The following is a 22,647-nucleotide window of genomic DNA, read 5'->3' as shown; positions in this document are numbered from 1 at the left end:
TAAAGAAAAACGAATGAAAGAGTGGACAGTATGAAGAGAGTAATTACTTATGGAACTTATGATTTATTACATTATGGACATATTGAATTATTAAGACGTGCAAGAGAAATGGGAGATTATCTTATTGTGGCATTGTCTAGTGATGAGTTTAATAAAATTAAGAATAAAAAATCTTACTATAGCTATGAACAAAGAAAGATGATGTTAGAATCAATTCGTTATGTAGATTTAGTAATCCCTGAAAATGATTGGGGCCAAAAACAAAAAGACGTTGATCGATATGAAGTAGATACATTCGTGATGGGGCACGATTGGGAAGGTGAATTTGATTTCTTGAAAGAACAGTGTGAAGTCATTTATTTAAAACGTACGGAAGGTATTTCTACGACACAAATCAAGAAAGAGTTATACGGTAAAAAATAAAGCTTTTGTTTTAATGTTGATAAAAAAGATAAATAGGAGTGTCTACATTGAATAAAGTAAGCGGATTTATACTGAATCAAGCGAAAAGAAAATATAAGTTTATTGAGCAACCTGTCAAATCGAAGTTTAAGAGCAAGTATGTCTTAAAAACAACTAAATATGCGAACTTTTATAAAAAGAACAAAGTTAACGATAGACAAATAGTTTATCAAGCACGAGATGGTAAGAGTATGACAGACAGCCCTTATGCAGTTTTTAAATATCTATTAAGAGATAAGAAATATAAAAAATTAGAACATATCTGGGTTGTAGATTCTGAGAAAAAACGTAAAGCATATACTAAACAATATAAATCATTTAAAAATGTGCGATTCATTGTAAAAGAAAGTGACGATTATTTAAGTGTACTTACAACCGCTAAGTATATTATCAATAACTCAACTTTCCCCGCTTATTTTACAAAGAAACCAGAACAAGTGTATGTAAATACTTGGCATGGCACACCTATTAAAGCTATGGGCCTAGATGTAGAAGATAACTTAGTCGGCTCTCAAAATATTATTAAAAACTTTTTAAGTGCAGATATATTAGTCAGTCCGAACCCTCATACAACAGAAGTGTTCAAAAGAGCGTTTAGTTTAGATGGTATTTATAATGGTGTTTTAGCTGAAATTGGTTATCCAAGAATTGATTTAACGTTGAATAGTGATAAAAAAGATGTACGTAAACATTTAAAACAAAATGGTCTTAAATTAAAGAAACGTAAAACACTTTTATTTGCGCCAACATGGCGTGGGACTGATGTTAATAACCCCGAAGATAGTGTGGCTGACATTCATGAAATGGTCTTAGAACTTGAAAAGAAAACAGACTATCAGGTTATTGTTAAAGTACATCCTTTTGTTTATAAAACAGCATTAAATTATAAAGAACTAAAGCCATATCTTGTTCCTGATTCATTTGATACGAATGAATTGTTAGCAGCTGTAGATTTGTTAGTAACTGATTACTCTAGTATTTTCTTTGATTATCTTGTAACAGATCAACCTATTGTTTTTTATGCGCCTGATTATGAGGATTACAATAGTGACCGCGGACTTTATATTAATACAGATCTACTTCCTGGACCGTCGGTCTATGACATAGATGAGCTTGTATCAGCTGTTAATGAAGCGGAAACAAACCAAGATGTATATCAAACTAAATATGAGCGTTTTAAAGATTTATATGTTTCTTATGAAGATGGACATGTAACTGAACGTCTTGTTAACAAAATGTTCCAACCAGTAGTTAGTAATCAAGAAAACACTAAGAGGAAAATATTGATGTATCCAGGCGGAATGAAAAATAATGGTATTACTACATCTGCAATTAATTTATTAGAAAATATTGATTACGATAAATATGATGTAACGATTTTCTTGGGAGATACAAAGAATCGTGAAATCTTAGATAATTTGAAAGAAGTTAATAAAAATGTACGTATTATCTTAAGAAAAGGACCTTTATTAGGTACTACTTTAGAGAAATACAGAGATATTTTTGTTAAAAATAGAGGTGTTAAATCTGTATTGGAAGAATCAGTTTATCCAACAGAAGTATTTGAACGCGAATTTAGAAAGATTTTTGGAATTTCAAAATTTGACGTTGTAGTAGACTTCAGTGGTTATTCTATGTTCTGGTCAAAAATTCTATTAGGAACAGAATCTAAACGTAAACTAATGTACCTTCATAGTGACATTAAGAGTGATATGAATCGTAACGTAAATGGTATACGTCCGCATTACCAAAACTTAAAAGGTGTCATCAGTTTATATAATCGTTTTGACTATTTAGTCAGCGTTTCAGAAGAAACATGTAGAATTAATAAAGAAAACTTAGCAACGTCTAAAACAAAAGATAAATTTACATCAGCTATGAATACAATTAATTTAACACGTATTAATAAATTAAAGGACGAAGATACAGATTTCTTTATGCATCGCGGACAAAAAGTATTAGCATACTTAAATAATGGAGAAATCGTGAGTGTTCCGTTTAATGATCAAGATTTCAAAGTTATGGCGATGGGCAGGCTTTCTCCAGAAAAAGGCTTTGATATTTTAATTGAAGGCTTCAAAGATGCAGTTAAAGAAAATCCAACTGCGAAATTGTACATTTTAGGTGAGGGGCCGTTACGCTCTAACTTAGAACAATTGATTCGCAAACTGCAATTAGAGGACAATGTTTTCTTGGTGGGTCAAAAACGAAACCCATTTAACATTATGAAGCAATGTGATGTCTTTGCGTTAACTTCTCATTATGAAGGGCAGTCTATGGTGTTGCTTGAAGCGTTAACAGTTGGTGTTAATGTACTTGCCTCAAACATCCCGGCTAACAGATATGTTTTACGTTATGGTGACTTCGGAATTCTTACAGAAAATGAACCAGAAAAAGTCGGTGAAAACATTAAGAGTTTCATGAATGGTCAGATTCCTGTCTTTGAAACATTTAAAGGACAAAACCATAATGAAACTGCACTAAATGAGTTTTATTCATTATTAGATTAATAAAACGATTAAAGATAGGCTTGCGCGCCATGCGTAAGTCTATTTATTTTTGAAAATAACTTTTGATAGAACTAAATAGTGTTCTTAACTCTATTGCGTAAATAATGTAAGTTACATATAATTAATGATGATGAACGTATTTGTGAAAACATATCTCTTTTAAATATCGCTTGCTGATATTTAAAAGAATTTTTTATGTATTCATTGAAAGCGTTTTAACACTAGGGATAAATATTAAAGGAGTACGCAAAATGAAAAAGAAAGTAGAACTGACATATGCGCGTGCTATTTTTTGTATCATTATTGTTATTGTTCATGCAATGACAGGTTTTGTGAATGATCCGCATATCACAGAGTTCCAAAAACGAAGCGCAAGTTACATTCAAGTCTTATTATTTAGTGCGACACCGTGCTTTATTATGTTATCTGAAATGTTGTTAGGTATGAGGTATTCTAAACATATACCTAATAACTTTTTAACTAAACGCGTGAAGTTTATTTTAATACCATACATTTGCTTTGCATTATTTGTGATTGTCGAGATATATTTTGATCCAAGTAAAAATTTCTCAATGAGTCACTTATTGATTAATATTTTGTTAGAAGGTAAATTCTTTGGATGGTTTGTACTGGTTATTTTCCAATTCTTTGTATTACATATGTTGTTTTATAAAGTGCTAGATCGCATGAAACCACTTATACCTATCGTTGTGTCATTAGTTATTAGTTTTGGACATGCTTTTTTAATGTACTATAGTACAACTTATTTAGAGTTTTGGAATACGTATTATCCATTATTTAACCGTACAATTATTTTGAATTGGTTGTTTTACTTTGTTATCGGTTTCTATATTGGTAAGAACTTTGATGCAGTGATGCAGTATGTGCAACAAAAAGTACTATATGTACTTGGGGCACTTTTACTAAGTGGACTAGTTATAGCATTCGATTTCTTTGTGTTGAACGTTACATGGAGAGAATCAAATCGTTTTGACCTATTCATCTTCACAGTAGCATTCTTTGTTTTAGCTATTTATGTCGCAAAACAATTAAGCCGATACCACTTAACAGCTTTATATATGATTAGTGAAATCTCGTTCTTTATCTATTTATCACATCAAATTATTATCCAACATATTTCTAGAGGACTAGCTTCATTTGTGAAGTATCCTTTCGCATTCTTTACATTAACTACTATATTCACACTAGGTTTTTGTGTAGGCTTAGCTATCATACTATCTTTCTTCCCATACGTAAGAATAGTCGTTGGCAGAAACACACTTTATCCGATGGTGTTGAACAATTATAGTATTAAACCAGAAGAACCTAAGTCTGTTGTGGAAACTAAATAATATCATTTTAAGCATTTGCACTAAGTTGCAAATGCTTTTTTTGAGAAATAAAAGTAAAAAAATGATTTAAAAGAGGGAGAAGCAGGTAATAGAAATAAGTATGATTGATTGGGGTTATTCAGATATTTTAAGTTTGGTTTAACTACCTCAAATAAATAACAGTTTTCTTTAATACATTCAAAACACCTTTTCAAAGTTTGTTCATAAATTGTGTATATATTAAAAGAAAATGTTATTGCCCATTATGCGAGCGTGCGTTAAACTGTAACAGGAAGCTATGATTAACATTATCAAAAGGGATAAAAGTAACAGAGACAAATAAAAAGTTATTTTTTTCAGTATGTAAGCGCATTCAATAAGGAAGGGTTAAAGAAGCGGCTGAACAGTACGACAAATACAAAGATTTTTAAAATCCATGTATGTGTTGTGCGGTATGGTCTTTTATTTTTGTAATAATATTGAATGATACTGTTTTAATAATGTATAGCGTCTCTCTACTTGCTTATCACGTATGAGTAAATGGAGGATAGATAGAAATGAGTAATCAAAATGAGCTTAAACGTAATTTAGGTTTCTTCTCAGCCATTTCCATAGTTATGGGAACGGTAATCGGCGCTGGCGTATTCTTTAAAGTTTCCAGTGTCGCAGAAGTAACGGGCTCTACAAGTATGGCAATGTTGGTATGGCTGTTAGGTGGTTTAGTAACAATCTGTGCAGGATTGACTGCAGCCGAACTTGCCGCCGCAATTCCAGAGACAGGCGGACTTGTTAAATATATTGAATATACTTACGGTAACTTCTGGGGTTACTTATCAGGATGGGCGCAAGCATTTATTTATTTCCCAGCAAACGTTGCTGCTTTAGCAATTGTCTTTGCGACGCAATTTACTAACTTATTCCATATTAAAGCACATTGGATTTTGTTGATTGCATTAATAACTGCCCTAACTGTATACTTTATCAACTGCTTAGGATCTAAAGCAGGAGGTATGCTTCAGTCTATTACATTAGTAATTAAACTGATTCCAATTATCTTAATTGTAGCCGTCGGCTTCTTTGCACCTAGTAATGTAGAATTCTCACTATTCCCAATTCAATCAGGTGAGCAGCAAGGCTTCTTTACAGCCTTAGGTGCAGGTTTACTTGCGACTATGTTCGCTTATGATGGTTGGATGCACGTTGGTACAATTGCTGGTGAGTTGAAGAATCCAAAACGTGACTTACCAGGTGCAATCACTATCGGTTTAGGTGCTGTAATGGTTGTTTACCTTTTAATCAACGCAGTATTCTTAATGACATTACCAATTTCAGAAATCAGTGGTAACTTGAACGCAGCAAGTGAAGCTTCTGTTAAAATCTTCGGTAATGGCGGAGGTAAAATTGTCACAATTGGTATCATGGTATCTGTATATGGTGCTTTAAATGGTTATATGATGACAGGTATGCGTGTACCATATGCGATGGCTGAACGTGGCGGTTTACCATTCAAGAACTTCTTCTTGAAATTGACACCAGGACAAGCACCATGGGCAAGTGGTTTGGTTCAAATCGTTATTGCTTTCGTTATGATGTCTTTAGGTGCATTCGATACAATTACAAATATGTTGATCTTTGTTATCTGGACATTCTACACAATGGCTTTCGTAGCAGTAATGATTCTTAGACGTAGAGAACCAGAAATGGAACGTCCTTATAAAGTACCGCTTTATCCAATCGTACCATTAATTGCGATTGTGTCAGGTGTGTTCGTATTAATTAATACATTGTTCACTCAAACATTACTCGCATCAATTGGTATTATCATTACTTTATTAGGTATTCCAATCTATTATTATACAAAGAGAAAAGAAGCTAAATAATCTCAATCATTACGATTAGCCGGCAAAATTGCCGGCTAATTTTTCAATATAAGTTATCTCAATATTCAAAAATAACAGAATTAAGCGTTATAATATAAACAGATACAACTTTAGATACGGTAATAACTTACCGCAATACAAACATAAGGAGTACGATGAATATGAAAATTGCAGTTGCTGGTGCCGGCGCTATGGGCGGCCGTGTAGGCACACAAATTCAAAAAGCAGGTTACGACGTTACATTTATTGATAGTTGGTTACCTCACGTTGAGGCTGTACAAAAACATGGTTTTGAAATTCAAACAGAAACTGAGACTTATCAAGTAGATGCGACAATGATTAAACCTGAAGAAGTGAATGATCAATATGATTTAGTCATCATTCTTACAAAAGCAATGCAATCTGTAGAAATGTTGCAAAAGCTGAAAGATAAAGGGGCTATTACAAAAGACACAGCAGTATTGACAATGATGAACGGTTTGGGTCATGACGAACGTTTTAAACAAGTCGTACCTGAGGAACAAATATATCTTGCTGTTACAATGTGGACAGCTGGTTTAAGAGGACCGGGTAAACTATTACTTGAAGGTGTAGGTACTGTAGACTTCCAACGTGTTGATGGTAAAGAAAGTGAAAGAACAAGAGAAATTAATCAAGTCTTTGAAGACGCAGGTTTGAATCCAACAATCAGTAATCAAATTATGCAAACAGTTTGGTTAAAAGCAGCACTTAATAGTGTAGTTAATCCACTTTGTACAATTTTAGATAAACGTATCGTTGATTTTGCAGCATACGAAAATTCACGCGAAATGATTACACCAATCATACGTGAAATCGTAGAAGTAGCAGCTGCTAAAGGCGTTGAAGTAGATTTTGACACAATCGTGCATAAAATCGAAGGATCTTATCCTGTTGAAACACAAGGTTTACATCATCCTTCAATGCACCAAGACTTATATAGCGGTCGTTTAACAGAGGTTGATTACCTAAACGGTCAAGTTGAAGAATATGGTCAAGAATTTGGTATTCCAACACCAAACAATACAATGTTGAAACATTTAGTACACCAATTAGAAATGACACATGTAAAAGCATAATTAAGACTTTAAAAAGCTCTGCATGATGCAGGGCTTTTTTCATTTGAATGGATTCATAAGCACATTGTATGACTAACTTATTTAATTATGTGATAATTAATATACAACTGAAAACGCTTCACAATAGGTTTTAACAAGGTTTCTAAGCTTTTCATAAACCTTGAGCAATAAATAAATTAGCTTTAAAGGAGGCTTTTAATCATGAGTGTAAATGTAAGAGACTATATCCAAGACAGTTATGATTTATTTATTAATGGTGAGTTTGTATCGAGCGAATCAGGAGAAACAATTGACGTTTCAAACCCAGCAACAGGTGAGGTTATCACTAAAGTAGCTAAAGCAAGCGAAAAAGATGTTGATAAAGCTGTTCAAGCAGCACAAGCAGCATTCGACAGCTGGAGTAAAACACCTAAAGCAGAGCGCGTGAAATTATTACGCGAAATTGGTGACAAATTATTAGAACAAAAAGATCGTTTCGCAGTTATCGAAACATTAAATAATGGTAAACCGATTCGTGAAACATCCACAATCGATATTCCATTATCAGCACGTCATTATGAATACTTCGCAAGTGTAATTGACACAGATGAAGGTACAGTTAATGACATGAGTGAAGATGTTATGAGTATTGTACGTCATGAACCAATTGGTGTTGTAGGTGCCGTAGTAGCATGGAACTTCCCAATGTTATTATCAGCTTGGAAATTAGCACCAGCACTTGCGGCTGGTAACACAGTAGTCATCCAACCATCATCATCTACACCAGTCAGCTTAATTGAATTAGCTAAAATCTTCCAAGAAGTATTACCTAATGGTGTAGTAAACATCTTAACAGGTAAAGGTTCTGAATCAGGTAATGCAATCTTCAATCACGAAGGTGTAGATAAATTATCATTCACTGGTTCAACAGAAGTAGGTTATCAAGTTGCTGATGCTGCAGTGAAACGCTTAGTTCCTGCAACACTAGAACTTGGGGGTAAATCAGCTAACATCATCTTAGATGATGCAAACTTAGATGTTGCGGTTGAAGGAATCCAACTTGGTATCTTATTCAACCAAGGTGAAGTCTGCAGTGCTGGTTCACGCTTACTTGTACAAGAAGATATCTATGATAAATTAATGGATCGCTTAAAAGATGCATTCAGCCGTATTAAAGTAGGTGACCCTCTAGATGAAAATATTCAAATGGGTTCACAAACAGGTGAAGCACAATTAGAAAAAATCCAAAATTATGTAGATTATGCTAAAGAATCAGGTGCAGAAATCTTAGTTGGCGGTAACCGCTTAACAGATGGAGAATTATCTAAAGGTTATTTCTTCGAACCAACAATCATTGCAGTAGAAAATAATAAAAACAAACTTGCACAAGAAGAAATCTTCGGTCCTGTCTTAACAGTTATTAAAGTTAAAGATGAAGACGAAGCAATTCAAATCGCAAATGATTCTGAATATGGTTTAGCAGGTGGCGTTTTCTCTGAAAACATCAACCGTGCATTGAAAGTTGCACGTGAAGTTAGAACAGGCCGTATCTGGGTTAACACTTATAACCAAGTACCAGAAGGCGCTCCATTTGGCGGCTACAAAAAATCTGGTATTGGCCGTGAAACTTACAAAGCAGCTATCCAAAACTATCAACAAGTAAAAAACATCTATATTGATACAAGCAACCAAACTAAAGGTCTATATTAATTTAAAGCATTTAGCTTTAATAGATTATAAAGCACTTTAAAAATCAACCGCTCATTTCAAGCAGTGTCTTGGAATGGGTGGTTTTTCTATTTTGGTTACAATATTGGATTGTCTTGAATGAAAAACAGTGAAGCAACTTAGTACAATTGAATTTCATAAATTATATGGTTGTATTAGACCATATTTAAAATACAATGTATAATTATAAATGACTATGACTCAAGTTATAAGACATCATCAATGTGTAAGAATTATTTAGATTTTGTAAAGATGGCCGGTTTTATTGGAGTATGTAAAGTGAAGTATGTATAATCAAGGACAAACTTTACTTGAACATTATACAAGGTAAGTGACTGGCCATAAAAATGGGTATATATAAAGACTAACCTTTTGTTTTATTAAATCAGTAATTTTAAACATAGAACGGAGCTATAAAATGGTTAAAGTAAGAATGTTAATCCCATGTTTCAATGAAGAAGATGTTATCAATTACACATATAAAGAATTAACAAAAGTATTGGAAACTGACTCAAAGTTGCAAGGCTATGATTATGATTTGCTATTTATAGATGATGGCAGTAGTGATCAAACCATTCATCTAGTTAAGCAATATGCTTTAAAAGACTCACACGTAAAATACATTGAATTCAGTAGAAACTTTGGTAAAGAAGCTGCAATGTATGCTGGACTGGATCAAAGTAGAGATGTAGATGCAGTGATTATTTTAGATGGTGATCTACAACATCCACCTGAATTAATTCCACAAATGATTGAGAAGTATTTAGAAAATGGTACAGACCAAGTTATTGCTAAACGTAATCGTGAAGGTGAAAAAGCTACACGTAAATTTATGACGCATTGTTATTATAAGTTGGTCAATCGCTTTGTCGATGTACCAATTGAAGATGGTGTAGGTGATTTCCGTTTATTAAGTCAACGTGTCGTACGTACACTTGCTGATTTAGGAGAGACACAAAGATTCTCTAAAGGATTATTTTCTTGGGTAGGTTATAAGACAGAAACGATTGAATACGAAAACCAAGAACGCATAGCTGGGGACTCTAAGTGGTCGTTCTTTAAATTATTAGATTACGGTGTAGACGGTGTAATTTCGTTTAACAACAAGCCGTTACGTACAATTATGTACTTTGGTATGGGGATTTTTGGTATTAGTTTATTATACTTGTTAATCAATTTCTTAATGATTATCTTTAACGGTATTGACGCACCAGGTTATTTCACTACAATTTTTGCGATTTTATTCTTAGGTAGTATTCAGTTGATTTCATTAGGAGTTATTGGTGAATATATTGGACGTATTTATTATGAAGTGAAGAATCGTCCGAAATATCTTCAACAAGATTCAAATTTAAAAGAACAGTCAGCAGAAAAGAAGAAAACAGAGGAATTCGAATCAACATCTAATCAACGAGAGAAATATCCTAATATAGAACCCTTGCATCATGCGATACCAAAACCTCAAGAACCTGTATCATACAAAACGAATTTACAAGAACGAGAAGAAAGTGAATTAAAAGAAAAAGAAAAACAAGCACAACGTATCAAACAAATGAATGTATAAAATAAAGCGGCATGTTTAAGAAAGCAAAATCTTTCGTTAAACGTGCCGCTTTTATAATATTAGTCAGTTTCATCATGTGCTTTATCAGATTTGAAACCTTGAAGTACGATGAAGAATTCACCGACTACAATAAAAATAACTGCATGAGCTAATAAGATAATACCTTGCAAATTATACCCGATAATTATAATGAAGAATAAAACAGGAATGATAAACTTAGCTTTGCCACTTGCTTTTGACGCAATTACTTTTTGAAGAAGAATCGCAATAATCAGCGTAACAATCGGTACAATCCAATGCATTAAAAATGGAGACATATTTTATGACACCTCTTTCTTTTTGTCTGCTTCAGAATGTTTCTGTTTATTTTCCTCATGTCGTTTAAGTTGTTGTTCAAGGCCGAAGAGTTGAACTGCGCCTAATATAAAGAAAATAATAAAAGTTGGTAAGTTAATGATATGTGTTAAGAACAACACCAACAAAATGACTGAATATACAATCGGTACTACAAACTTATATTTTTTATTGGTATGACGCAGTATGTAGTGTTGCGTAAATAATGCGGCAATATAAAGAATGACGATACTGATAGTACTTAGAAAAGTAGCCAACGTTGCACCTTCTTTATAATATATTATTGATTATGGTTATAGTTTATCATATTGGTTGAGCTTGTTAAGACAATAAAAAACATACCTAAAATCAATTAGGTATGTGTGTAAGTCAGTCTTTGAAACCTTTAAAGTTTTTGACAGTACCGTGTGTGTATCTATAAACGTGAAACGCAGTCACAAGTACATAAAGAATGTAGACTGGAACGACGATATAGTTTGCGATGAATAAACCTGTCATCACGAGTACAGAAATTACAGGCACGATTAAATTCCAGTCGCTTTTAATACGTTTCATTAAAGAACCTTGAATTAAAATAACCGTCACGAAGAAAATTAATGATAATACCCACATTAAAACTGGAGACATATTAGACGAACCTCCTCATTTATCTATGTTTTTGAGCTTACTTTCATTCTAAAGGCAGTTGGTATGTTAAGCAAATACATGAGAAGCGGGACAGTGCCGTTTTGACACTGCCCCGCACTCTACATGATTATTAATTTAATGAGTTGTTAGAATAATTGATTGTCTTTAGGGAAGACATCATCGCCTAATGCACGTTGTGCCAAGACGTTTAGATAGTTCCATGGACGATCAAAGTTAGGTTGGAAGAAGAAGTCAACTAACGCTAAATCTTCCAATTTCCAACCCGCATTGATTGCGACTGAAATTGTATTGATAGATTCTACTAAGTCTTCTTTACTCATAATTTGACCACCTAAGATACGGTGAGAATCTTCATCATAGATAATTTTCAGATGCACAGTTGTATCATCTTGTCTGAATTTAGGACGTACAGGCACTTCGATATACGTTGCACCTAAATTACCGTCATAATTATCTTTTTCTGATTCGTGTACACCTGTTTGACCAAATTTATAATCGAATAATGATAAGCCAGATGTACCAGAAACTCTAGGCATTTTCATATCATGACCAGCCATGTTGCGTGCTGCGACATAACCTTGACGACGAGAGTTTGTCGCAAGGGCAATATAGCGTTCTTCTTCAATAGGTGCATAAGGAATCATTGTTGCGTCACCACTTGCGTAGATATCTTTTTCAGATGTTTCAAGGTGGTCGTTAATTTCAATAATACCTTTAGTACCTAATTTCACTTTACCATCTAACCATTCTGTCGCAGGTTTAACACCTACAGTAAAGATAACTGTATCGGCTTCAAATTCTCCGTTGTCTGTCACAACGCCAGTTACGTTATTATTATCATCTGCTTTTAATGCTTTCACATTTTCGTTACCTCTGAATTTTAAACCGTGTTCTTTCGCATTCTCTTCGAGAATATCAGTAAATTCTTTGTCTAGGTACGTCTTAATTAAACGATCTCCGTCATCCATCACTGTTGTATCAATACCAGCTTTAACGAAAGCTTCTGCAGCTTCAATACCGATATAACCGCCGCCGACAACGATTGCTTTTTTCGCAGATTTCATGCGTTCTTTGATTTTGCCTGCCCAGTCAGCACCACGCATGAATAACACATTATTATAGTCATTGATGCCATCAATTGGCGGTGCATTTGGTACGCCGCCTGGACTTAGGAATAATTTATCATAATCAACTTTAGATTCATTATTGTCTTTATCTTGAACTGTTACAGTTTTATTTTCAGTATCTAAGTCAGTTACTGTAGTATTCACATGAACTTTAACACCACGATCTTCTAGTGATTCCTCGCTTGCATAGTGTAGTGAATCTAAACTAGGCGCAACATCTTCTAGATAACTTTGAATACCACAGGATAAGAATGAAGGTTTATCTGCACTTTCAAACACTTCAATTTCTGCTTCTGGATCTGAAATTAATAGCGTTTCGATTGCCGCATAACCTGCGTGAGAAGTTCCGACAATTACATATTTCATAAAGAAATAGCCTCCTCTAATATAAGTTGTATTTATATATAAATAGTCTCATTATTATATTTACCCTTAAGGTTAATTGCTAGACTTACATATCAGGCTATTGTTCAAAGTTGATAAAATTGTCATATTTAAAATGTGTAATTAAGGTGTTTTAAAAAGGTGATACGTTGTTCGTAGACCAGAATGGCTTATAATGAAAGTAATATGAATATGCAATAGAGATAGGAAATGGGGGAGAAGTTATGCAAGCTGTCGCACAGTTAACACATGCATCTAAAGCGTTTAATAAGCAAACGGTGCTGGAAGATATTTCGTTGACGCTTCAACAAGGTCAAATTATGGGATTAATCGGACCGAGTGGTTCAGGCAAAACAACAGCTATTAAATGTTGGCTAGGTATGGAACAGTTAGATGGAGGAGAAGCATCTATTTATAATCATTCAATGCCAAATCGTAAAGTATTGAGCCATGTCGGTTATATGGGACAAACACTCGCTTTATATGAGAATTTAAGTGCGAAAGAGAACTTAGTATTCTTTGGTAATTTAAAAGGATTATCCGGCAAGCAATTAAACGAGGATATTAAACGCTATATGAAACTGGTCGATTTAGAAGATAAACAATCGCAAATTGTACATACATTTTCAGGCGGTATGAAACGGCGTTTATCCCTAGCAATTACTTTATTAGGGAGACCAGACTTGCTTATTTTAGATGAACCGACTGTGGGTATTGATCCGAGTCTACGTCAAAAAATCTGGCATGAACTGCGTCAACTAGCTGAACAAGGACAAACTATTTTGATGACAACACATGTCATGGATGAAGCAGAACGTTGTGATCAAGTTGGCTTATTAGTAGACGGTCATATCTTTGCGTTAGGCTCACCAAATGAATTAAAACAACAGTTTAATGCTTCAAGTATTGAAGAGGTATTCTTAAAAGCAGAGGAGGCGAAGGGTCATGAGATTTAAAGCAGTCTTAAAACGTGTCATGATTGATTTAGTTCGTGATAAACGTACGCTCGCTTTAATGTTTATCGTCCCTTTAATCATTTTGACAATTATGTTCTTTTTGTTTAATAGCGATAATGAAGAACACTTAAATATCGGCTTCTCTGAAGATGTCCCTAAATCTTTTGTTAAAGCACTGCCAAAAGATAAAGTGCAGACAGAAACTTATTCTAATTCTGAATCTGTCAAAACCTTAATCGAACAGCATGATTTAGATGCCTATGTTCAAAAAGATGATAAACAATTAGTGGTCACTTATACGAATGAGAACCCAAGTAAAACGACAGCGGTAAAACAAATGCTAGCTGGTACCCTTCAAAAAGATAAAATGCAAGCACTTGCGGGTGAAATGAAAACTATGAAAACAAAACTGGCTGAGATGCCTCAAGCAGGTAAAGCAGCTATGAAAACAAATCAAACATCAGAATTAACCTCACTTGATGCGCATTATTTATATGGAGATGCTAACAGCAGTTATTTTGATAAAATGTTTCCGATTTTAATGGGCTTCTTTGTCTTTTTATTTGTATTCTTAATTTCAGGTATTGCGTTACTAAGAGAAAGAACGACAGGTACTTTAGAACGTATACTTGCGACTTCAATCAAGCGTAGTGAAATTGTGTTCGGTTACTTAGTCGGATACGGTATCTTTGCGGTGATACAAACGTTGATTATTGTACTGTTTTCAATTTACTTATTGAAAGTTGATGTCGCAGGCAATATCTTGTGGGTACTATTAATCAATATACTGATTGCCTTTGCGGCACTTACTATGGGATTATTCGTATCCACGTTTGCGAATTCAGAGTTTCAAATGCTGCAGTTTATTCCGATTGTAGTCGTACCGCAAGTATTATTCTCTGGTATTATTCCGTTGGATAATGTGAATCGCTTTATCGCAAGTATCGGCTATTTGTTCCCATTACGGTATGCAGGGGATGCGTTGACTAAAGTTATGATTAAAGCACAAAGTATTAATACATTCTGGTTTGATATCGGTATTTTAGTTCTCTTTATTGTAATATTTACGATACTGAATATTGTAGGCTTAAAACGTTATAGAAAAGTGTGAGTGATTCATACATTGAGATCTGTTCAAAAAGGACAGGTCTCTTTTTTAGTTTTTATATACTTATCTCAATATTCATAAACATGATACTATTTACTGCGCTCGAAAATACATGAACCACCAAACACTACCAATATTTAGTAAATCACTTGTTAAAGTGTAAGAATAAACCTTAAACGTTTAAGATATTTATTGACAACGCTTTCATTGTGGATTACGATTTATGATAACGGTTACACAGTTGTATATACAACTGTTACATAAATAGAGAAAGTGAATGAATATTAGGAGAAGGTGGAAACTGTGGAAAGGATTAAGGAACAGATTGAAGCTGGAGATATCAGTGTAGGTATAGAACTTGGGTCTACACGAATCAAAACAGTCGCAGTTAATGCACAATGTGAAACAATCGCAACAGGGTCATTTGAATGGGAGAACACATTTAAAGATGGATTTTGGACGTATTCACTTAATGATGTCTGGAACGGTCTTCAAATCAGTTATCAATCGATGACGGATGAAGTAAAAGACAAGTATGGTGTAGCTATTAAACAGTTAAAGTCTTTAGGTATCAGTGGTATGATGCATGGCTATTTAGCGTTTGATGATAAAGACGATTTATTAGTACCATTTCGTACTTGGCGTAATAATAACGCACATGATGCAGCACGTAAGCTGACAGAACATTTTGGGGTGAATATTCCTGAAAGGTGGAGTATTGCGCAGTTATATGATGCGGCGATTCATGATGCACCACATACGCAACACGTTCGATATATGACGACATTATCTGGTTATGTACATTGGTATTTAACAGGTGAACGCGTTTTAGGCGTTGGAGATGCTTCAGGTATGTTTCCAATAGACCCGAAGACGCATCGCTTCAGGGAAGATTTATTAAATCAATTTAATGACCTTTATCACAAAGAAGGTTATACGCAAGATGTGTATGATGTTTTACCGAAAGTGTTGGTAGCTGGAGAAGATGCAGGTTACTTAACAGAAACAGGTGCGAAGTTGATTGATCCAAATCAAGAGTTACAAGCTGGATGCCCGATGTGTGCACCTGAAGGTGATGCGGCAACAGGTATGGTCGCAACGAAAAGTGTCGCGCCAAGAACAGGAAATATTTCTGCAGGGACAAGTATCTTCTCTATGATTGTCTTAGATCATCCATTAGAGAAATTGTATCCAGAAGTTGATTTAGTGACGACACCTGCAGGTGATGAAGTCGCAATGATTCATGCGAATAACTGCACGTCTGATATCAATGCTTGGATGGATTTATTCGCAGAAGTGCTGGATACGATGGGAGCTGCATATACGAAGGAAGACTTATTTACACGGATGTTCGAAAAGGCGCTTGAAGGGGATAAAGAACTTGGTCATTTATTATCTTATGGCTATGTTTCGGGTGAATTTATTACAGATGTGCCAAAAGGTTATCCAATGTTCATTCGCAGTGTAGAAAGCCAGTTTAATTTGGCGAATGTGATGAAAACACATATTTTCAGTGCTTTTAGTACGTTGAAAATCGGTATCGATTTATTGAAACGTAATGAAGCGTTGGAAATCGACAGTATGATTGGTCACGGCGGTATTTTTAAAACAGAAGGCGTAGCACAAAGCTTCTTAGCTGCAGCACTTGAAAGTCCGGTCAGTGTGATGCAGACAGCCAGTGAAGGCGGCGCATGGGGTATTGCGGTGCTTGCCCGTTATCATGTGGACCACCAAGGTCAAAAACTGTCAGATTACTTAGATCATCATGCATTTGGTGATGTCGAAGCATTAGTGCTTGAACCAAAAGCAGAGGATGTAGAGAGTTTCAAACAGTATATTGAGCGGTTTGAAGCGGGATTACCTTTAGAACGTCAAGCAGATACACACTTTAATTCATAAAGATAAACAAAGGAGAATATTGTGCAGACATTAGAGAGAAATAAGTCAAAATCAAAGAAACCCGGTAAGGATAACGGCCATTGACCATTTCCCTACCGGGTTTCAGTATAGGTGTTAATTTTTAGAAAGAATAAGGATTAAATTATTCGTTTTCTTTACGACGACGTGCATTTAATAAGAATAATGTACCAGCACTTGCGAATAATGAACCAGATAATAATCCGAATAATACTTGATCTTGTTCACCAGTTGCAGGTAATTGTTTTTTAGCGTCTTTAGCTTTTTGTTGAGCAGCTGCTTTGTTAGTAGTAGCTGTAGTTTGACCAGCTTTTTGACCAGTTACAACTTTATTATTTTGACCAGCTTTGTTGTCTTTTGCTTGAACTGGAGTAGTTGCAGCTTTTTGAGCAGGTTTAACATCTTTTTTAGCTGGAGCTTGTTTAGCATTTTCAGCTTGAGCTTCTTTAACGATTGCTTCTACTTCATCAGTAGCAGCTTTAGCAATTTTGTTTTTGTATTCATCTTTAGCTTTTTTAGAAAGGTTTCCTAAATTATCAACTAAAGTTTGAGCTTTTTTAATTTGTTCAGTGTGAGCATTTTTAGCTGCTGTAATTTCTTTTTTAGCAGTAACAGCATGAGCATCTTCAGCTTGAGCTTCTTTAACGATTGCTTCTACTTCATCAGTAGCAGCTTTAGCAATTCTGCTGTTGTATTCATCTTTAGCTTCTTTAGAAACATTTTCTAATTTATTAACTAGAGCTTGAGCTTGTTTAATTTGATCAGCGTGAGCTTTTTGAGCTAATTCAATTTCTTTTTTAGCGCCTTCATTATTAGCTGGAGCTTGGTTAGCATTTAATTCTTTAGCTTGAGCAACAACAGTATCAATAGCTTTGGCATCTGTACGTGCAACTTCGTTAAGTTTGCGGTGTGCAGCAGCTTTTTGTTCAGGTTTTAAGTTTTTCAAAGCTTCAACAGTATTGTGAGCTGCTTTAACTTTTTTAGCTACATCTGCTGGAAGATTAGTGTTGGCACCCGCTTCACGAACGTGTTTAGCTTGAGCATTTTCAGCATCTTTTTGTTTAGCAGCAGCAACGATGTCATTAATTTTTTGACCGTTGTTGTTTCCGCTATCTACTAAGATTTGATAGTTGAAATCTTCTTTTTGAGCATCAGTTAAGTTGTGTAAACCGTTAACTGTGTTATAAGCAACTGAAGTTAAAGTATTTAATTCTCTAACAGCTTTGTCTTTTTGTTCAACAGTGCTAGCACCAGCTTCACGAGCATGTTTAGCGTTACCATTTTGTTCGTCTAAAGATTTTGCATTAGCAACGATGTTGTTTAAGTTATGACCGTTGTTGTTACCACTGTCATGTAAGATTTGTTTGTTGAATGCATCTTTTTGTTGATCAGTTAAGTTGTGTAAGCCGTTAACTGTGTTATAAGCAACTTGAGTTAAAGTATTTAATTCTCTTGCAGCTTTTTGTTCAGCTTTAGCTTTTTGTTCTTTATCATAAGCGAATTGAGCATCTAATTGTTTAGCGTCAGCAACGATAACATTGATTCGTTCGCCGTTGTTAGTACCGCTGTCTACTTCAACTTGATGTAAGAAGCTTAATTGTTGTTTGTCAGTGATGTTTTTCAAAGAATTGATTACTTGATAAGCATCAGCAGTTTTTTGGTTTAAAGCTTTAACAGCTTTATCTTTCGCAGCAGCGTCAGCTTTAGCTTTTTGTTCTTTATCATAAGCGAATTGAGCGTCTAATTGTTTAGCGTCAGCAACGATAGCATCGATACGTTCACCGTTGTTAGTGCCGCTGTCTACTTCAACTTGATGTAAGAAGCTTAATTGTTGTTTGTCAGTGATGTTTTTCAAAGAATTGATTACTTGATAAGCATCAGCAGTTTTTTGGTTTAAAGCTTTAACAGCTTTATCTTTCGCAGCAGCGTCAGCTTTAGCTTGTTCTTTACCTGCATTTTTAGCAGTTGCAATTTTAGCATCTTCAGCTTTAGCATTTTGAACTAATCCTGCAATTTCATCAGTAGCTGCTTTAGTGATTTTTGCGCTGTATCTAGCTTTTGTAAAGTTAGAAAGATTTTCTAATTTATAAATTTCAGCTTTAGCATTAGCGATTTTTTGAGCGTGATCTTTTTTAGCTGTTTCAATAGCAACTTTTTTAGCAAGTTCTACTTGTTGGTTAACAGCTTTAGCGTCTTGTTCAGCAGCAACTTTTTTAGCAGTTGCAACTTGAGCATCTTCAGCTTTAGCGCTGTTTACAATGCCTTCAACGTCAGTAAGTTTGTTATTGCCAGCTGCAGCAGTGATTTTTGCGATATAAGCATCTTTTGTTTTGTCAGAAATATTTGGTAAATTATTTACCACGTTATAAGCGTTTTGTGTAATAGTTGTAGCATCTGGAGCATTGTCTTGAGCATTGACAGCTTGAGCTCCGCTTAAAAATACTACTGTTCCTAAAGATACAGATGCGATACCGACTGATAATTTACGTAAAGAAAATAGTTGTTTTTTCTTCATGGTGTATTTCTCCTCCTAATGTACTATGCATAGTATTGATGGTAATGTGATGGATAATATATAGATATGAATCTATTTTACACAATGGATATAGACAGCATGGTTCACTCAATTAAAATTGTTTGAAAATTTTGTAATTAGGTAGTGTAAAGTTTTATATTTATAATGACATATTGTGTCTAACGGAGAGAAAATATAAGATTTTAACGAAATTTAATCACATAATAGAACGCACTTACTATTGAAAAATACCTTCAAGCAAAGCATTTTATTAATGAAAATAAAACAACCCGATAGATATTTCTACCAGGTTGTTTGAGATAGGGGAGTTTTTATAATGTTAGATAGAAGAAAAATATTACTTACTTTCTTTACGACGTGCGTTTAATAAGAATAAAGTACCTGCGCTTGCAAATAAAGAGCCAGATAATAAACCAAATAGTACTTCGTCTGATTCACCAGTTGCTGGTAATTCTTTTGCATCAGCTTTAGGTTTCGCATTTTCTTTCGCAACTATAGCGTCTTCTGCTTTAGCTTCTGTTAAGATTGCTTCGAATTGTGCACCTTTATCTTCTTTAGCTGATTTATCGATTTGTGCGATATAAGCGTCTTTTTGTTTTTGAGTTAGATTTTCTAATTTGTTCACTGCATCATGAGCTACTTTAGTTCTCTCTTTTACTGAAGTTTTTTCATCCGCAGCTTTTTTAATATCTTTCTCTACAGCTTTTTCATCTGTTTTGTTTTCAGGTGTTTTTTCTTCTTTTACTTTACCTTCAGTTTTAGCATCTTCTTTAGGTTGTTCTTTTTGATCAGCTTTCTCTTCAGACTTGTTGTCTTCAGGTTTTGCTTCTTCTTCAGTAGCTTTATCTTCTGATTTTGAATCTTCTTGTTTTTCTTTATCGTCAGCTTTGTCTTCTTCAACTGGTGCTTGTTTAGCATCTAAAGCTTTTGCTTCAGCTAAAATAGCTTCAAATTTTTCTGTGCTGTTTTGACCACTTTCAACTAAGATTTGGTGGTTGAAGTCATCTTTTTGTGCATCTGTTAAATTAGGTAAGTTGTTAATTGTGTTATATGCATCTTGAGTTGCTTTGTTTAACGCTTCTAGTGCTTCAGGTGTTTCTTTAGCAGCTTGAGCATCAGCAGCTTTAGCTTCTGATAAAATTGCATCGAAGTCAGTGCTATTTGTACCTGCAACTTCTAAGATACGCTGATTGTATGCATCTTTTTGAGCATCTGTTAAGTTAGGTAAGTTGTTGATTGTGTTATAAGCCTCTTGAGAAGCTTGGTTGATATTTTGAGCTGCTTGCTCATTTACTTTTTGAGCTTCTGCTAAGATAGCGTCGAAGTTTGTGTTGTTAGCACCAGCTGATTCAAGAATTTGTTGGTTATATGCGTCTTTTTGCGCATCAGTTAAGCTAGGCAAGTTGTTGATAATGTTGTAAGCATCTTGAGAAGCATAGTTAATATCCTCAGCTGCTTGTGTATTATCTTGTTGAGCTTCAGCTAAAATCGCATCAAAGTTTGAGTTGTTTTGTCCGCTTTGTTCTAAGATTTGTTGATTGTACGCATCTTTCTCAGCATCTGTTAAACTCGGTAAGTTATTAATCGTGTTGTAAGCTTCTTGAGTTTTTTGATTTAAATCTTGTGTTTCAGCGCTTACTGTTTGTCCTCCGCCTAAAAAGACTAATGTCCCAAGTGATACTGAAGCAATCCCCACAGATAGCTTACGTAAAGAAAATAGTTGTTTCTTTTTCATTTTCTAATCCTCCTAATAATAAATATGCATATACTTTGATAGACTTACTAAGATGAAAAAAATATATATTGCTTATACATTTATTTTACATAATAGGTGTAGACATAAATTTTCATTTATCAGAAAAATGAATGCGCTTTTCATAAATAAAGCACACGACTTATCCACATTGTATGACACATTATGTCATCTGATGACTATATGTTTAAACGGAAAGTTAAAATGATTAAGAAAAAGTGAAAGCGTGATAGAATAAACAGAAAGTGGCTATTAATATAGGAAGAAACTCATTATAAGTTTCGACAAAAAAGCTGCATGTCCAAATTGAACATACAGCTTTCATGTTAATATTCATTTGCGCTTAGTCGAGTAAATAAGTATGTTTCTTGGAGTTTCAACAATTCTTTCATCACAATTTGATATGTACTTTCAGGTCCGACAAGCCGTGCTTGATTTCGTGCAGTGAAACAGAAGTTAATCGCATCTTCAACACACATTTTAATACGAATGACATAATACTTTTTATTAACTAATTTAATGATTTTGTGTTGGTAACGATGTCGAATCAATTCATAGAGTTCTGGCACGAGTTCAAATGTGACCCATTCTATAGAGTTATAGACGGATTGTGCATGGAAGTGGTTTGGACTGAAAGTGACAACTTTTTGTTTTAAGTCAGTAGAAAGGATTTGATCATGCATCTTATAAATTAGGTTGAATGTAAAGTTATAATATTGAATGCCGATAGGGGTAATCTCTTGGTGGTTATCAGTATATAGCTTTTGAGATTTATTGATTGCACGTGAAGCAGTCACAATATGATTGAGTTCATCGAAACGTTTGCCTACTTTCAACTTAGACAAATGTGAACGTAATTCACTTTCATGTTGCGTATGGAAAGTCGCAATCAGTAATTCTAAATAATTATAAAGATGTTGATCAATATCAGGTGAAACGGTTTCTAACAACGTCAGCAAAAAGTAAAGTGAGACTTCATGGTTTGAACTGGAACTGTCCATTTCATAAGATTCTAACTTATGATTGTAGGTAATCTCTTTACGATAACCATGCCATTCGTCTGTATCGTAAAGAAAATTCCGAATATTATCGATATCTCTTTGTATTCTCCTTGAAGAGACACCCCATTCGTTAGACAGCTCATACTTATTTACAACCTTTTGTTGAAGCAAACGCGTATAAATACTTAAAATTCTGTGAGCTTGTTCCATAAACATGCCCCCTTGTTCTCAAGATGAAAATTCATAGATAGTGAGGAAAGATTCGAGTTTATGTGAGGTTACGAAGGTCGTCCGTCCAAATCTAAACACTGT

17 protein-coding genes are annotated in these 22,647 nt (G+C 34.4%); 10 read left to right on the top strand and 7 right to left on the bottom strand.

Annotation, left to right across the window (positions count from 1 at the left end; all coding sequences use genetic code 11):
* The first annotated feature begins 30 nt into the window (after positions 1 to 30).
* From tagD to HMPREF2603_RS07050, 7 genes are all read left to right on the top strand, one after another.
* Positions 31 to 423: a glycerol-3-phosphate cytidylyltransferase gene (gene tagD / locus HMPREF2603_RS07080; protein ID WP_060804419.1), complete on the top strand. Its 393-nt coding sequence runs from the start codon at positions 31 to 33 to the stop codon at positions 421 to 423.
* Between the two features lie 47 nt (positions 424 to 470).
* Positions 471 to 2,972, top strand: coding sequence for a glycosyltransferase (locus tag HMPREF2603_RS07075; protein WP_082709478.1), 2,502 nt, complete (start codon positions 471 to 473; stop codon positions 2,970 to 2,972).
* A 251-nt stretch (positions 2,973 to 3,223) separates the two neighbouring features.
* Positions 3,224 to 4,324, top strand: coding sequence for an acyltransferase family protein (locus HMPREF2603_RS07070; protein ID WP_060804418.1), 1,101 nt, complete (start codon positions 3,224 to 3,226; stop codon positions 4,322 to 4,324).
* A gap of 536 nt (positions 4,325 to 4,860) precedes the next feature.
* Positions 4,861 to 6,183: an APC family permease gene (locus HMPREF2603_RS07065; RefSeq protein WP_023015557.1), complete on the top strand. Its 1,323-nt coding sequence runs from the start codon at positions 4,861 to 4,863 to the stop codon at positions 6,181 to 6,183.
* Positions 6,184 to 6,344: 161 nt separating this feature from the next.
* Positions 6,345 to 7,280 (top strand): ketopantoate reductase family protein, encoded by a 936-nt coding sequence (locus HMPREF2603_RS07060; RefSeq protein WP_023015556.1) that lies wholly within the window; start codon positions 6,345 to 6,347, stop codon positions 7,278 to 7,280.
* A 201-nt stretch (positions 7,281 to 7,481) separates the two neighbouring features.
* Positions 7,482 to 8,969, top strand: a complete 1,488-nt coding sequence (locus tag HMPREF2603_RS07055; protein WP_070502026.1) for an aldehyde dehydrogenase family protein — start codon at positions 7,482 to 7,484, stop codon at positions 8,967 to 8,969.
* 436 nt (positions 8,970 to 9,405) lie between these two features.
* Positions 9,406 to 10,551 (top strand): glycosyltransferase family 2 protein, encoded by a 1,146-nt coding sequence (locus HMPREF2603_RS07050; RefSeq protein WP_060804416.1) that lies wholly within the window; start codon positions 9,406 to 9,408, stop codon positions 10,549 to 10,551.
* A 59-nt stretch (positions 10,552 to 10,610) separates the two neighbouring features.
* On the opposite strand, the gene HMPREF2603_RS07045 is transcribed toward HMPREF2603_RS07050, so the two are convergent.
* From HMPREF2603_RS07045 to HMPREF2603_RS07030, 4 genes are all read right to left on the bottom strand, one after another.
* A complete protein-coding gene (locus HMPREF2603_RS07045) occupies positions 10,611 to 10,868 on the bottom strand; it encodes a hypothetical protein (protein ID WP_060804415.1) in 258 nt (85 codons plus the stop codon).
* Between the two features lie 3 nt (positions 10,869 to 10,871).
* The gene (locus HMPREF2603_RS07040; protein ID WP_060804414.1) at positions 10,872 to 11,162 is read right to left on the bottom strand and encodes a hypothetical protein; all 291 of its coding nucleotides are present in this window, start codon (positions 11,160 to 11,162) and stop codon (positions 10,872 to 10,874) included.
* 112 nt (positions 11,163 to 11,274) lie between these two features.
* On the bottom strand, positions 11,275 to 11,532 hold the full coding sequence (locus HMPREF2603_RS07035; RefSeq protein WP_002479937.1) for a hypothetical protein: 258 nt from the start codon (positions 11,530 to 11,532) through the stop codon (positions 11,275 to 11,277).
* A 146-nt stretch (positions 11,533 to 11,678) separates the two neighbouring features.
* Positions 11,679 to 13,046 (bottom strand): FAD-dependent oxidoreductase, encoded by a 1,368-nt coding sequence (locus tag HMPREF2603_RS07030; protein WP_023015553.1) that lies wholly within the window; start codon positions 13,044 to 13,046, stop codon positions 11,679 to 11,681.
* Between the two features lie 242 nt (positions 13,047 to 13,288).
* Here HMPREF2603_RS07030 and HMPREF2603_RS07025 point away from each other — a divergent pair, with 242 nt between their 5' ends.
* The 3 genes from HMPREF2603_RS07025 (at position 13,289) to HMPREF2603_RS07015 (ending at position 17,027) form a co-directional block, all read left to right on the top strand.
* A complete protein-coding gene (locus HMPREF2603_RS07025) occupies positions 13,289 to 14,020 on the top strand; it encodes an ABC transporter ATP-binding protein (RefSeq protein ID WP_023015552.1) in 732 nt (243 codons plus the stop codon).
* Entirely contained in the window at positions 14,010 to 15,131 is a 1,122-nt protein-coding gene (locus HMPREF2603_RS07020) for an ABC transporter permease (protein WP_023015551.1), read from the top strand. Before HMPREF2603_RS07025 ends, HMPREF2603_RS07020 begins: the two co-directional genes overlap by 11 nt.
* Positions 15,132 to 15,431: 300 nt before the next feature.
* A complete protein-coding gene (locus HMPREF2603_RS07015; RefSeq protein WP_023015550.1) occupies positions 15,432 to 17,027 on the top strand; it encodes a xylulokinase in 1,596 nt (531 codons plus the stop codon).
* A 142-nt stretch (positions 17,028 to 17,169) separates the two neighbouring features.
* On the opposite strand, the gene HMPREF2603_RS07010 is transcribed toward HMPREF2603_RS07015, so the two are convergent.
* The 3 genes from HMPREF2603_RS07010 to HMPREF2603_RS07000 form a co-directional block, all read right to left on the bottom strand.
* Positions 17,170 to 19,560, bottom strand: a complete 2,391-nt coding sequence (locus tag HMPREF2603_RS07010) for a YSIRK-type signal peptide-containing protein (RefSeq protein WP_070502024.1) — start codon at positions 19,558 to 19,560, stop codon at positions 17,170 to 17,172.
* A gap of 358 nt (positions 19,561 to 19,918) precedes the next feature.
* The gene (locus tag HMPREF2603_RS07005; protein ID WP_070502022.1) at positions 19,919 to 21,316 is read right to left on the bottom strand and encodes a YSIRK-type signal peptide-containing protein; all 1,398 of its coding nucleotides are present in this window, start codon (positions 21,314 to 21,316) and stop codon (positions 19,919 to 19,921) included.
* A gap of 344 nt (positions 21,317 to 21,660) precedes the next feature.
* Positions 21,661 to 22,545 carry a hypothetical protein gene (locus HMPREF2603_RS07000; protein WP_060804410.1) on the bottom strand — a complete coding sequence of 295 codons (885 nt, stop codon included), beginning with the start codon at positions 22,543 to 22,545 and terminating at the stop codon, positions 21,661 to 21,663.
* Between the last annotated feature and the right edge of the window lie 102 nt (positions 22,546 to 22,647).

This window comes from Staphylococcus sp. HMSC055C03 (assembly GCF_001809385.1).
In the GTDB taxonomy this organism is placed as follows: Bacteria; Bacillota; Bacilli; order Staphylococcales; family Staphylococcaceae; genus Staphylococcus; species Staphylococcus simulans.
Note: the sequence above shows the minus strand (reverse complement) of the source record. Positions and strands in the feature narration are given on the sequence as shown.